This window comes from uncultured Roseobacter sp. (assembly GCF_947496515.1).
In the GTDB taxonomy this organism is placed as follows: domain Bacteria; phylum Pseudomonadota; class Alphaproteobacteria; order Rhodobacterales; family Rhodobacteraceae; genus Roseobacter.
Genome location: NZ_CANMDB010000008.1, coordinates 1 through 11,772 on the forward strand (window position 1 = coordinate 1; position 11,772 = coordinate 11,772).

Genomic DNA, 11,772 nt, shown 5'->3' on the forward strand with positions numbered 1-11,772 from the left:
GAGCTTGAGTTGAACAAGGCCGCGCTCGAAGAAAAGCTGCAAAATCAGGGGCAACCACGCCGGTCGTTCGAGGAGGCACTCGAACACACCCTCAAATTCCTCTCAAGCCCCTGGAAAGTATGGGAAAAAGGCAACTTTGAACTGCGCCGTGCTATCCTTAAACTGGTGCTCACAGCCCCCCTTCGCTACCACCGAGATAAGGGACCTCGAACACCGGAAATAGCATTTCCGTTCAATGCTTTAGCGGAAAATTGTGCCGGGAAATCAGATATGGTGCGGGCGGAGGGACTTGAACCCACACTCCGTAAGGAACTGGTACCTAAAACCAGCGCGTCTACCATTCCGCCACGCCCGCAATGTCCCCGGCATAGCGAGCAGATCGCCCACGCGCAAGGCTTTGCTGTGGATCCCGCGGCATCGGGTACCATAGCCGGTACCCGTCGCCCGGAAAGCGCCTGATCTTAATCAGACGTTATCAAAACCGCTGTTTAATGCGGGCATGAAGATGGGATTGTCGTCATGAAACCCGGGCGTGCCACGCGACAGGCGCGCTTGATGGATGCCGGACCGGTCGATGCCCAGCCATGGGTCGGCCTCGCCGGGCTCGTCACAGGTGCGCGTGTGACAACCAACACCGGCGAGCGCTCGGTGGAGGCATTGTCGCCCGGGGATGTCGTGCTGACACGCAGTGGTGCCGCGCCGATCACGCGGGTGGAGGCGCTCAGCCTCGTGGCACCTGTGGTCTATGTGATTGCCGGATCGCTCAGCCATAACCGCACGGACCGGGACGCATTGCTGATCGCTGATCAGACGATCTATCTCCAGGACTGGCGCGCGGCGGCCTTTTGTGGTGCGCCCGCCGCCTTGGTGGAGGCAAGACGCTTGATTGATGGCGAATTTGTGCGCCATCTCGGCCAGCACGCCGTCACCATCCACCGGGTCTTCTGCGACACCCCTCAGATCCTGCTCGCCGATGGCCTGGAACTGGGAACTTCTGATCTGGTTGGCGATGTGCGTCTGGATCAGGCGTGCTGAGAGGCAACCGGTCGGGTGTCTTCCGTCCATCGAGGCAACGTAGCTTTAGAGGCACGGCTCATCCCGCTGATCGCCTCCGCCTGTCCGAGAGGCCGGGCCGCCCCGACCAATCGTGTGGCCTCGGTACGCAAACCATGACCACGGCGCTAACGCCGCTGTTCCGCGGGTCAGTTCGGTGGGTTCACCACCGGTCGGCTCGCGATGTGGTTCGCAAGTATAAAGTAATTAAATCAGTATGTTAGATAGTTTTTTGCCAATCGTTTAGTCCTGAAAGGCCACAACCACTTCAAAGCAGATCGCAGCCTCTCGATATTCCATCGCCAGCAAGTCAGGCGCTTCAGCAGGTATCGAAACAAGGGACCAGGCGCAGCAGTGCGGCAGCCGCTGACACCCGATTATGCCCTCCGATGACTGATACCTGAGCGGCCCGAAACGACCCGAACTGATTGTCAGCGCGCTGCTTCCAGGATCTAAACGCGACACGCGAGGCACCCGGTATGTATTCCCTCTCGGATGCTCGGCGATGTCGAGGAGGCTTGGGCCCAAAGGATCATCGGCGCTCGGCCAATGCGGCGCAATCTACTTTCCACCAAACGTCCGGGACGGGCATGCTTCCCCGCGCCGACACCGGCCACCAACCGTGCCGCGATTGGCGCAGCAGACCTGTCGCCACGCTGCCAATTCGCGGCCAAGGCAACCAGCCTCCAAGCGTGACTAGGCAGACGCTTGAACGCACGGGGCTCAAGGACCGTTGCTCATCCCCGGTCGATGGACTACCCCTAATACGCAGAGGAGGCCCTGTGGGCCGAATCGGCAAATTTATCCGTCGGGGGGCCCGTAAGGGCTGAGAGGTGTTCGCACCGACCCGTCGAACCTGATCCGGACAATGCCGGCGTAGGGAACGGGTACACGTGCTTTGATCGCACCGTTTCCCGCTTTCGCGTCGTCAAGTCCCCCAACCGGAGGCCCGTGTGACGTGACCTATCCCCCGATTGCCTTGACCGTTGCCGGGTCGGACAGTGGCGGTGGTGCCGGGATCCAGGCGGATCTGAAAGCCATGTCTGCCAACGGCGTCTATGGTGCCAGCGTGATCACCGCCGTGACGGCGCAGAACACCATAGCGGTAACGGCAGTCCATGAGGTGCCGGCCCACCTCGTGGCGGAGCAGCTTGCCGCGGTGCTGTCGGATCTCGACGTGCGGGCCATCAAGCTCGGCATGCTGTTCTCCGTTCCGATCATTTCAGCCGTGGCGACAGCATTGCATACATTCGACGGCCCGATCGTGGTGGATCCGGTCATGATCGCGAAATCCGGCGACGCGCTGCTGAAAGAGGACGCCGTTGCCGCCATGGTCCGTGACATTCTGCCGTTGGCGACGCTCCTGACCCCCAATCTCCCCGAAGCCGCACAGCTCACCGGCACTCCGCAAGCGGAGACCCCTGAGGCCATGTCAGCGCAGGCCGCAGCACTTCTGGCGCTTGGTCCCGAGGCGGTACTGATGAAGGGGGGGCACGCTGACGGTCAAACCTGCACGGACTTGCTGGTCGATGGCACGGGCATTCTGGCGACACATAGCGCACCGCGTCAGGCGACCAAAAACACCCACGGCACGGGCTGCACCTACTCGGCGACCATCGCGGCGCTGATGGCGCGCGGGCAGGGGGTCGAGGCCGCAGTAGCAAGCGCCCACGGCTATCTGCAGGCGGCGATCCAAGCTGCGGATGATCTGCGGATCGGCGCGGGCCACGGGCCAGTGCATCATTTCCACGGGCTGTGGGGATGAGCACTATCACCGTCATCGGTGCGGGTGTTGCTGGGCTGTGTGTCGCGCGGGCGTTGCGTGACCGCGGTGCTGATGTGGTGCTGATTGACCGCCGCACGACCCCCGGGCCCCACGCCTGTTCGTGGTGGGCGGGCGGCATGCTCGCGCCCTTCTGTGAAGGCGAAAGCGCCGAGGAACCGGTGGTGCGGCTGGGCGGGGAGGCGGCCAGCTGGTGGGCCAGGCACACTGATGTTCTCCAGCGCTGCGGTTCGCTGGTGGTGGCGTCTGCGCGCGACAGGGCCGATCTTGCCCGCTTTGCCCGGCGCACGACCACGCATCGCGACGTGACCCAGGCCGAGATCGCGGCGCTTGAACCGGATCTGGACGCGCGCTTTTCCAGGGGTCTCTTCTTCGAAAGTGAAGCGCATCTGGATCCCCGGGCGGCCTTGGCGCAGCTGCGCGACGGTCTGATCGCAGAGGGGGTCACCCTGCGTCAGGAGGAGGCGCGGCCCGAGGATCACGCCGTACGCGGTCTGACCATCGACTGCCGCGGGTTTGCGGCGCGCGACACGTTGTCAGATCTGCGCGGCGTCAAAGGCGAGATGGTTGTGCTGTCCTGCCCGGAGGTGGACTTGCGCCGCCCCATTCGCCTGCTGCATCCGCGTCTGCCGCTTTACATCGTGCCGCGCGGGGACGGTGTCTTCATGCTGGGCGCCACGATGGTGGAGGGCAGCGCGGGGCGGCATGTGACGGCGCGGGCGTTGCTGGAGCTGCTGACTGCTGCCTACGCGCTGCATCCGGCCTTTGGCGAGGCCGACGTGCTGGAGATCGGCGTGGACAGCCGCCCGGCCTTTGCCGACAACCTGCCGCGGATCCGCCGCGAGGGTTCGTTGATCCGGGTCAACGGCCTGTTTCGGCACGGGTTTTTGCTGGCACCCGCGCTGGCGCGCATGGTGGCAGAGATGATTTTTGACGGCAAAACACCGGAGGTACAGGATGAAGTTGCAGCTTAACGGGGCGCGGATCACCTCGGAGGCCGGTACGCTGGCTGACCTTTTGGTGGCGGAGGGCTACGGCGGGGCCAAGGTGGCCACGGCCGTGAACGGCACATTTGTGCCCGGATCCGCGCGCGCCATTCATACGCTGGCGGATGGTGATAGCATCGAAGTCCTCGCGCCCATGCAGGGGGGCTGAGATGCGGGATTTCTACGGCGTGACACTGGCCAACGGCTTGATGCTCGGCACGGCGCAATATCCCTCTCCGGCGGTGCTGGCAGAGGCATTCCGGCGCAGCGGTGCGAGTGTCGCGACGGTGTCCCTGCGGCGCGAAAGCGGCGGCGACCGGGCGGGGCAGGATTTCTGGACGCTGATCCGCGGGTTGGGCGTGCACGTGCTGCCCAACACCGCCGGGTGTCACAGCGTCAAGGAGGCGGTGACCACGGCGCATATGGCGCGCGAAGTCTTTGATACCAAATGGATCAAGCTGGAGGTCATTGGCGAGGAGGACACGCTGCAGCCGGATGTCTTTGGCCTCGTCGAGGCGGCGCGCATCCTGACGGAGGACGGGTTTCAGGTCTTCCCCTACACGACCGAGGATCTGGTGGTGGCCGACAGGCTGTTGGGCGCGGGTTGCGAGGTTCTGATGCCCTGGGGCGCGCCCATCGGATCGGGGCTGGGGCTCAACAATGTCTTTGGTCTGCGCGCGATGCGGGCGCATTTCCCGGATGTGCCGCTGGTGATCGACGCAGGGCTCGGGCTGCCCTCGCAGGCGGCAGCAGCGATGGAGCTTGGCTATGATGCGATCCTGCTCAATACCGCCGTGGCCAAGGCGGGGGATCCGGCGATCATGGCCGAAGCCTTTGCCACTGCGATCCGGGCAGGCCAGCTTGCGGCTGTCGCCGACCCGATGGAACCGCGCGATATGGCAGCGCCCTCCACCCCCGTGATCGGCACGGCGTTTCTGTCATGAAACTGGACCGCTTCTACCCGATTTTCGACAGCGCGGCGTGGATGGAACGTCTGATCCCGCTGGGCATCAAGCTCGTCCAGCTGCGCGTGAAAGACGTGCCCGCGCCAGAGCTGCGCGATCACATCCGCCGCTCGCGGGCGGTGTGTGGGGCGCATGGATGTACGCTGGTGATCAACGACCACTGGCAGGCGGCGATCGACGCAGGTTGCGGCTACGTCCATTTGGGTCAGGAAGATCTCGACACGGCGGATGTGCCCGCGATCCGGGCCGCGGGGATGCAACTGGGCATCAGCACCCATGACAGGGCGGAGCTTGCGCGCGCACTGGCGCTGGAACCCGATTACATCGCACTCGGTCCGATCTACCCGACGATCCTGAAAAAGATGAAGTGGCATGAGCAGGGTCTCGACCGGTTGAGCACATGGCGCGGTCTTGTCGGTGAGACACCGCTGATCGCGATCGGGGGGATGACGGTTGCGCGCGCTGCAGGCGCGTTTGAGGCAGGCGCCGATGTCGTGTCTGCGGTGACGGACATCACCCTGTCCGATGATCCGGAAGCCCGGGTGCGCCAGTGGCTGGTGGCGACACGGTGAGCCGTTACGCGCGCCAGACCTGCCTGCCCGAGGTGGGCGCCGCGGGCCAGCGGGCCATCGCCGCGGCGCGCGTTCTGGTCGTCGGCGCCGGTGGCCTGGGCGCACCGGTGCTGCAGTATCTGGCGGGGGCGGGTGTTGGGCATCTTACGATCGTTGATGGAGACCGCGTCGCGCTGTCCAACCTGCACCGCCAGACCCTCTTTCGCGAGGCGGATGTTGGCCTGCCCAAGGCCGAAGTCGCCGCCGCGACACTGCGCCAGTTGAACAGTACGTGCGAGATCACCGCGCACACTCACCCGCTGGATCCTCTTACAGCGCCGGGGCTGGTGGATGGCAGCACGGTCGCGCTGGATTGTGCGGACAGTTTTGCCGTCAGCTACGTACTCTCCGATGCGTGCCGTGCGGCAGGTGTGCCGCTGATCAGCGCCTCCGCTCTGGGGTTTGGCGGGTATGTGGGCGGGTTTTGCGGGACAGCGCCCTCGCTACGGGCGGTGTTCGAGGATCTGCCGGAGCGCGCGGCAACCTGTGCCACCGCAGGTGTCATGGGTCCGGTGGTGGGCATGATCGGGGCTGCGCAGGTGCAGATGGCGCTGGCTGTGCTGGTGGGACAGACACCTTCGCCCTTGGGGCAGCTTTTGCACTTTGACATGCAGGGGTGGCGCACGGGCGGCTTTCGATTTGACGGCGCGCCCGAGCCGGAGAATGACCTGTCTTTCATCGCGCCCGGCCAGATCACAGCGGGCGATTACGTGGTTGAGCTGCGCGGCACCGAAGAAGCTCCCCAGCCGGTCGTCTCAAGCGCGTGCCGCCTCGACGTTGCAGCCTTTCGCGCCGAAATCCCGCGCCCCGCTCCCGGCCAAAGGGCCGTCTTTGCCTGTGCGTCCGGCCTGCGCGCATGGCAGGCGGCCTCTCATCTGCGGTCCTACTGGGACGGCGACATCACCCTCATTGCCATGGGCATGATGCCCGCACAACAAAGGTAGTTTGCATGAAACATATCCCCCTCACAGCCGCACTTGCGCTGCTGGCACCGCCGGCTCTGGCCGCTGACGAGATGACGGTCCTGCTCGATTGGTTCATCAATCCCGACCACGGGCCGCTGATCATCGCGCAGGAGAAAGGGTATTTCGCGGATGTCGATCTGGAGGTGGACATCATCGCTCCGGCTGATCCGTCCGATCCGCCCAAGCTGGTTGCGGCAGGAAAGGCGGATCTGGCGATTTCCTACCAGCCGCAACTGCATTTGCAGATCCACGAGGGTTTGCCCTTGCAACGGGTCGGCACGCTTGTGGCGACGCCGCTCAACTGTCTGCTGGTCCTCGCCGACGGGCCGGTCACCAGCCCGGCGGATCTCGCGGGCAAGAAGGTCGGTTTCTCCGTAGGCGGGGTCGAAGAGGCGGTTCTGGGCTCCATCCTGCGGCATCACGGGCTGTCGCTGGAGGACATCGAGCTGATCAATGTGAACTGGTCGCTGTCGCCGTCGCTGATGTCGGGACAGGTCGATGCGGTGATCGGGGCCTTCCGGAATTTCGAGCTCAACCAGATGGAGATCGAGGGTGTCGAGGGGCGCTGTTTCTTCGTCGAGGAAGAAGGGCTGCCGCCCTATGATGAGCTGATCTATGTGGCCAACACGGATAGCATGGACAAGGAGATGATCGCGCGGTTCCTCGCCGCGACGGAGAAGGCGACGCAGTACATCGTGAATCATCCGGAGGACAGCTGGGAGATCTTTGCGGGGACGTCGGTGGAGCTGCAGGATGAGCTGAACGCAAAGGCTTGGGTCGATACGCTGCCGCGCTTTGCGCTGCGTCCAACGGCCATGGATGCAGGCCGCTATGCCGCGTTCGAGGCGTTCCTGAACGAGGCCGGGCTGATCCCGTCGCAAAACCCTGTGGACATGATCACGATTGACGTGACGGCCCAATGACGGCGCCCGACTATGGCGCGAGTTTCGCGGTCTGGCGCGGGGGCGCGGCAGAGCCGTGGCGGCACTACACTCACCACGCCTTTGTGCAAGGGCTGGGCGACGGGACGCTGCCGCGTGCGGCGTTCCTGACCTATCTGGTACAGGACTACGTCTTTCTGGTGCATTTCGCCCGGGCGTGGTCGCTGGCAGTGGTGAAATCAGAAACGCTCGATGAGATGCGCGTCTGTGCCGGGACGGTCGATGCGCTGGTGAACCACGAGATGGCATTGCACGTAAAGACCTGTGCGGCAGAGGGCATTGATGAGGCAACGCTTTTTGGTGCCACGGAGGCCACCGCGAACCTAGCCTATACGCGATTTGTGCTGGACGCGGGGCTGCAAGGTGACTTTCTGGACATGATGGCCGCTCTGGCGCCCTGCGTCATGGGCTACGGCGAGATCGGCGCACGGCTGGCCAACGGTGATACGGCGGATACCCCCTACGCCCTCTGGATCGAGACCTACGCGGGTGCAGAGTATCAGGGGCTGTGCCGAGATGTGGGTGCGATGATCGACAGGGCCGTGGCGCGACGGGGGGGTAGTTTGCAAGGGTCGCCCCGCGCGGATGCCTTGCAGGCGCGGTTCACCAGGGCCACGGAGCTTGAGGTCGGCTTCTGGCAGATGGGGTTGGATGGGTGAGCGCGCCGGGCATCAGTCTGGAAGGGCAGCACTCGATCGGCGGCCTGCCGCTTTTCGATGCGGAGCTGATGATCCCGGCGGCCCGGTGGACCTGTCTGCTGGGGCGGTCCGGTGTGGGTAAATCCACAATCCTGCGGCTGATCCTCGGGTTGGAGACAGGCGGTGTCTTCACCGGGCGGATTGCGGCCACGGACGGTGCGGCGTTGACCGGTCGGATCACCTACATGGCGCAATCGGATCTGCTGTTGCCCTGGCTGACGGTGCGCGAGAACGTCTGCATCGGCGCGCGGTTGCGCGGCGAGAGAGTGGATGTGGCAAGGGCATCCGCGCTGCTGGACCGCGTAGGATTGGGGCCGCATGCGGGCAAGCGCCCCCCTGCGTTATCGGGGGGGATGCGTCAGCGCGCGGCGCTCGCGCGGACTTTGTTCGAGGACCGGCCTGTCGTGCTGCTGGATGAGCCTTTCTCCGCGCTGGATGCGGGGACGCGGGCGGATATGCAGGAGTTGGCCGCGGCGCTTCTGCAGGGCCGGACGGTCTTGCTGGTCACCCATGATCCGGCGGAGGCGGCGCGTCTGGGGCATGGGATCGTGGTCATGTCAGCTCAGGGGATGACAGCTTGGCCTGCCCCGCGAAGTGCGACGCCCAGGCCGGTCAGTGATGCCGAGGCGCTCGACTGCCAGACGCGACTGTTGGACCATCTGCGTCATCCCCGGGCCGCCGCATGAAGCTGCGCGACAGTCTGCTGGCCCTGCTGGTCGGGCTCGGCCTGTGGCAGGCGATCGTCGTTCTGACAGATGCGCCGCATTTCATCCTGCCCTCACCGGCGCGCGTGGCGGAGGCCGCCTACCAGAGCCGAGTGCTCATCGCACAGAACGCCTGGGTCACGGCGGTGGAGGTCTTTCTGGGGCTGGTGATCGGGACAGCTCTGGGTGTGGCGACGGCGATCCAGTTGGCGCTGTCCAGAACCGCCGAGAGGCTGATGCTGCCGATCCTGGTCTTTACGCAAGCCGTGCCCGTCTTTGCGCTGGCGCCGCTGCTGACGCTGTGGTTCGGCTACGGGATGGCCTCCAAGATCGTGATGGCGGTGCTGATCATCTACTTCCCGGTAACCTCGGCCTTTCACGACGGGTTGACGCGGGTGGATCGTGGCGTCCGGGATCTGGCGCGGACCATGGACGCGGGGACATGGCGGTTCATGCGGCATGTTCAGATCCCGTCAGCCTTGCCGAGCCTTGGCAGCGGTCTGAAGCTGGCGGCAGTCTACGCGCCGATCGGTGCTGTCATCGGCGAATGGGTGGGCGCGTCGCGCGGGCTGGGCTATCTGATGCTGCTGGCCAACGGGCGGGCCAAGATAGATCTGATGTTCGCCAGCCTGATCGTTCTGGCCTGCCTGACGGTGATGTTGCATCTGCTGGTAGGCAGGCTCGCCGCGCGGCTGACGCTCTATGCGCAGGGTCGGGCGGCTGACTAGGGGTTTCGGATCAGTGCCGAGCGCACGGGGGACAAGCCGCCTCACCTCCATCGAGGAGGATCGGCGGCTGCCTGGCCCACGGGCCAGGGGCGGCACCCTTCAGACCAGGGCGCCGGTGGTGACAGATCCGGGGCCCGCGGTGATATCGGCGGTACGGGCGAGAATGTCGGTGCCCTGCATTTTCCAGAAGTGCAGAAGATCGATAAAGATCCAGTTCTCGGCCAGCCTGTCACCATCACGCCGGTAGATGTCCATCACGCGGAACTCGCCCGCGGTATCGGTTGAGGGCATCCCCATGAAGCCATCCGCGGGGACCGCGGTGAAATTGGGCCAGCCGAAAAATCCGCCGAAATGGCCTTCGGCCAGCCGGGCGACATGTCGGGTTTTCGAGCGGTTGGTGAAGGTCGCGCGGAAGGGGCCTGCGTGCTGTTTGGCGTAGCGTTCGATCGTGTAGGTCGCGCCAATGCCTTCGGGACCCCACCACAGCATATCCTCTGCCCATGTCCGTCGCAGCTCCTCCTCCAGCGTGAGCCCGCTGTTCCATTGGCCCAGATCGCTGATCATCCGTTCGATCAGCGCAAGCGTCTCTGCTCCGGCGGCGGGACACCGGGGGGTCATCATCACGCCATCGTGGGTCATGGGACCGGGCTGGATCAGATGTGCTGCGGTCTGGGGGGCAAACACGGTCAGACCCGCCTGCCGCATCAGGTGCGGGATGTCGAAGTACATCGCCGTCTCGGCGATCTGACCGTCCGTGACGCGGTGAAAGGCACAATACCGCAGCATGGCGATTTTGCCGGTGGGTGGAATGCCCAGCCACGGCCGGTCGAAGAGACCCATCAGATGGCCCATGGAGACCACCCAGACACCGCCTTGCTCGGCGACGCTGTTCTGTCCTGCTATGAAGACATCCATGCGCCGCTGGAGCGACGTGAGTGCCTGACGCAGGGGGATCCAAAACGATTCGCCCACCTCCCGCGCGCTGCTGATTTCGTTGAAAGGATGATAGCCGCGCCACCGATACCCGTCACGCGCGAACTGCTCCATCACCGTCGGGATGTCCTCTTCCGCCGCACCGTCCAGTTGGGCGTAGAACCTAAGAACAATTTGTTTTTCTTCACTAAAATCAGGATTCATGGGGCGCTCATTGCTCGCTGGGGCGGTTTTGCATTCGATTGCAAAATACGTTGCCAAAGCGGACCGCTGATGTCTATGGTTGTGATGGGCTGCGGTAAAATAAAGCGCCGCATCATGTGTCGGGGGGCACCATGGCTGAGATACAATTGCGCAACTTGTCCAAGCGGTGGGGCTCTTTCGTCGGCGTCGATAACTTCGATCTGACCATCGCTGACAAGGAATTCTTGGTCCTGTTGGGGCCGTCGGGCTGCGGCAAGACCACGACAATGCGGATGATCGCGGGGCTGGAGGATGCCAGCGGTGGCGACATTCTGGTGGATGGGGACCGGGTCAACGATCTGGAGCCAAAGGACCGTGATGTCGCGATGGTTTTCCAGAGCTACGCGCTCTATCCCAACATGAATGTCTACGAGAACATTCGGTTCCCGCTGAAAGTGCGCAAGATCGATCCCAGCACACACGATGAAAAGGTGCGCCGCGCCAGCGCCATGGTGGAATTGGACGAGTTCCTGCACCGCAAACCGGCGGAGCTGTCGGGCGGGCAGCGGCAGCGCGTGGCGCTGGCCCGGGCCATCGTGCGCGAGCCCAATGTCTTTCTGATGGACGAGCCGCTGTCGAACCTCGATGCCAAGCTGCGCGTGTCCACCCGGGCGCAGATCAAGAACCTCAGCCACGAGCTGGCGGTCACGACGATCTACGTGACCCATGACCAGATCGAGGCAATGACGCTTGCCGACAGGGTCGTGGTGATGAAGGGCGGCGTCGTCCAGCAGGTGGGCAGCCCGACGGAGATCTACGACCGTCCGGCCAACGCATTCGTTGCGAGCTTTATCGGCAATCCTGCCATGAACCTGATCGAAGGCGATATGACGGGCGGCACCTTCCGCGCGCCCAATGTGGAGATTGCCGGGCTGGACGCACCGGATGGAAAAGTGACGCTGGGCTTTCGCGCCGAGGATGCGCAGGTCGCCACCCAAGGTGGGCAGATCACGGCACCGATCTACACGATGGAACTGCTGGGGGATGCGACCATGGTCAGCGTCCGGATCAGTGGCGCATTGGTCAGCGTCAAGGCTGACAAAACCTTCCGCGCCGATATCGCCGATCCGGTGTCGATCTCGGTAGACAAGCAGTTTTGCCATCTTTTCGACACCACGTCAGGCGCGCGCATCGACGCATGATGGCCAGGGATTTCCCGCTG

At 64.2% G+C, this 11,772-nt stretch carries 13 protein-coding genes, 1 tRNA gene and 1 riboswitch; of the genes, 12 read left to right on the forward strand and 2 right to left on the reverse strand.

What is annotated here, in order from left to right; all coding sequences use genetic code 11:
- Positions 1-271: 271 nt before the first annotated feature.
- Positions 272-355: transfer RNA gene (locus Q1A53_RS14225), tRNA-Leu, on the reverse strand.
- A gap of 164 nt (positions 356-519) precedes the next feature.
- On the opposite strand from Q1A53_RS14225, the gene Q1A53_RS14230 reads away from it, so the two are divergent.
- The 11 genes from Q1A53_RS14230 (at position 520) to Q1A53_RS14280 (ending at position 9,434) form a co-directional block, all read left to right on the forward strand.
- Positions 520-1,035 carry a Hint domain-containing protein gene (locus Q1A53_RS14230; RefSeq protein WP_299967962.1) on the forward strand — a complete coding sequence of 172 codons (516 nt, stop codon included), beginning with the start codon at positions 520-522 and terminating at the stop codon, positions 1,033-1,035.
- Between the two features lie 817 nt (positions 1,036-1,852).
- Positions 1,853-1,953, forward strand: a riboswitch (TPP riboswitch).
- Between the two features lie 58 nt (positions 1,954-2,011).
- On the forward strand, positions 2,012-2,818 hold the full coding sequence (gene thiD, locus Q1A53_RS14235) for a bifunctional hydroxymethylpyrimidine kinase/phosphomethylpyrimidine kinase (protein WP_299967966.1): 807 nt from the start codon (positions 2,012-2,014) through the stop codon (positions 2,816-2,818).
- The gene (locus Q1A53_RS14240) at positions 2,815-3,810 is read left to right on the forward strand and encodes an FAD-dependent oxidoreductase (protein ID WP_299967969.1); all 996 of its coding nucleotides are present in this window, start codon (positions 2,815-2,817) and stop codon (positions 3,808-3,810) included. The genes thiD and Q1A53_RS14240 overlap by 4 nt, the downstream gene beginning before the upstream one ends.
- Positions 3,794-3,991, forward strand: coding sequence for a sulfur carrier protein ThiS (gene thiS, locus Q1A53_RS14245; RefSeq protein WP_299967971.1), 198 nt, complete (start codon positions 3,794-3,796; stop codon positions 3,989-3,991). Before Q1A53_RS14240 ends, thiS begins: the two co-directional genes overlap by 17 nt.
- A gap of 1 nt (position 3,992) precedes the next feature.
- Positions 3,993-4,766 carry a thiazole synthase gene (locus Q1A53_RS14250; RefSeq protein WP_299967974.1) on the forward strand — a complete coding sequence of 258 codons (774 nt, stop codon included), beginning with the start codon at positions 3,993-3,995 and terminating at the stop codon, positions 4,764-4,766.
- Complete coding sequence (locus Q1A53_RS14255) at positions 4,763-5,359, forward strand: thiamine phosphate synthase (RefSeq protein ID WP_299967977.1); 597 nt, start codon at positions 4,763-4,765, stop codon at positions 5,357-5,359. Before Q1A53_RS14250 ends, Q1A53_RS14255 begins: the two co-directional genes overlap by 4 nt.
- Complete coding sequence (locus tag Q1A53_RS14260) at positions 5,356-6,342, forward strand: HesA/MoeB/ThiF family protein (RefSeq protein ID WP_299967979.1); 987 nt, start codon at positions 5,356-5,358, stop codon at positions 6,340-6,342. The genes Q1A53_RS14255 and Q1A53_RS14260 overlap by 4 nt, the downstream gene beginning before the upstream one ends.
- Before the next feature lie 5 nt (positions 6,343-6,347).
- Positions 6,348-7,286, forward strand: a complete 939-nt coding sequence (locus Q1A53_RS14265) for an ABC transporter substrate-binding protein (protein WP_299967981.1) — start codon at positions 6,348-6,350, stop codon at positions 7,284-7,286.
- The gene (locus Q1A53_RS14270; RefSeq protein WP_299967983.1) at positions 7,283-7,963 is read left to right on the forward strand and encodes a TenA family protein; all 681 of its coding nucleotides are present in this window, start codon (positions 7,283-7,285) and stop codon (positions 7,961-7,963) included. The genes Q1A53_RS14265 and Q1A53_RS14270 overlap by 4 nt, the downstream gene beginning before the upstream one ends.
- Positions 7,960-8,688 carry an ABC transporter ATP-binding protein gene (locus Q1A53_RS14275; protein ID WP_299967985.1) on the forward strand — a complete coding sequence of 243 codons (729 nt, stop codon included), beginning with the start codon at positions 7,960-7,962 and terminating at the stop codon, positions 8,686-8,688. Before Q1A53_RS14270 ends, Q1A53_RS14275 begins: the two co-directional genes overlap by 4 nt.
- Positions 8,685-9,434, forward strand: a complete 750-nt coding sequence (locus tag Q1A53_RS14280; protein WP_299967988.1) for an ABC transporter permease — start codon at positions 8,685-8,687, stop codon at positions 9,432-9,434. Before Q1A53_RS14275 ends, Q1A53_RS14280 begins: the two co-directional genes overlap by 4 nt.
- 99 nt (positions 9,435-9,533) lie before the next feature.
- Here the strand turns inward: Q1A53_RS14280 and Q1A53_RS14285 are convergent, their stop codons facing one another.
- A complete protein-coding gene (locus Q1A53_RS14285) occupies positions 9,534-10,571 on the reverse strand; it encodes a nuclear transport factor 2 family protein (RefSeq protein WP_299967991.1) in 1,038 nt (345 codons plus the stop codon).
- Positions 10,572-10,702: 131 nt separating this feature from the next.
- Here Q1A53_RS14285 and Q1A53_RS14290 point away from each other — a divergent pair, with 131 nt between their 5' ends.
- Positions 10,703-11,752 (forward strand): ABC transporter ATP-binding protein, encoded by a 1,050-nt coding sequence (locus tag Q1A53_RS14290; protein ID WP_299967993.1) that lies wholly within the window; start codon positions 10,703-10,705, stop codon positions 11,750-11,752.
- Positions 11,753-11,772: the final 20 nt, after the last annotated feature.

What these genes read in the sequence shown, in the direction of transcription:
- Q1A53_RS14230 (WP_299967962.1), top strand. Translation starts at nt 520, where the DNA reads ATGAAACCCGGGCGTGCCACGCGACAGGCGCGCTTGATGGATGCCGGA.
- Q1A53_RS14255 (WP_299967977.1), top strand. Translation starts at nt 4,763, where the DNA reads ATGAAACTGGACCGCTTCTACCCGATTTTCGACAGCGCGGCGTGGATG.
- Q1A53_RS14240 (WP_299967969.1), top strand. Translation starts at nt 2,815, where the DNA reads ATGAGCACTATCACCGTCATCGGTGCGGGTGTTGCTGGGCTGTGTGTC.
- Q1A53_RS14280 (WP_299967988.1), top strand. Translation starts at nt 8,685, where the DNA reads ATGAAGCTGCGCGACAGTCTGCTGGCCCTGCTGGTCGGGCTCGGCCTG.
- Q1A53_RS14290 (WP_299967993.1), top strand. Translation starts at nt 10,703, where the DNA reads ATGGCTGAGATACAATTGCGCAACTTGTCCAAGCGGTGGGGCTCTTTC.
- Q1A53_RS14265 (WP_299967981.1), top strand. Translation starts at nt 6,348, where the DNA reads ATGAAACATATCCCCCTCACAGCCGCACTTGCGCTGCTGGCACCGCCG.
- Q1A53_RS14270 (WP_299967983.1), top strand. Translation starts at nt 7,283, where the DNA reads ATGACGGCGCCCGACTATGGCGCGAGTTTCGCGGTCTGGCGCGGGGGC.
- Q1A53_RS14250 (WP_299967974.1), top strand. Translation starts at nt 3,993, where the DNA reads ATGCGGGATTTCTACGGCGTGACACTGGCCAACGGCTTGATGCTCGGC.
- thiS (WP_299967971.1), top strand. Translation starts at nt 3,794, where the DNA reads ATGAAGTTGCAGCTTAACGGGGCGCGGATCACCTCGGAGGCCGGTACG.
- Q1A53_RS14285 (WP_299967991.1), bottom strand. Translation starts at nt 10,571, where the DNA reads ATGAATCCTGATTTTAGTGAAGAAAAACAAATTGTTCTTAGGTTCTAC.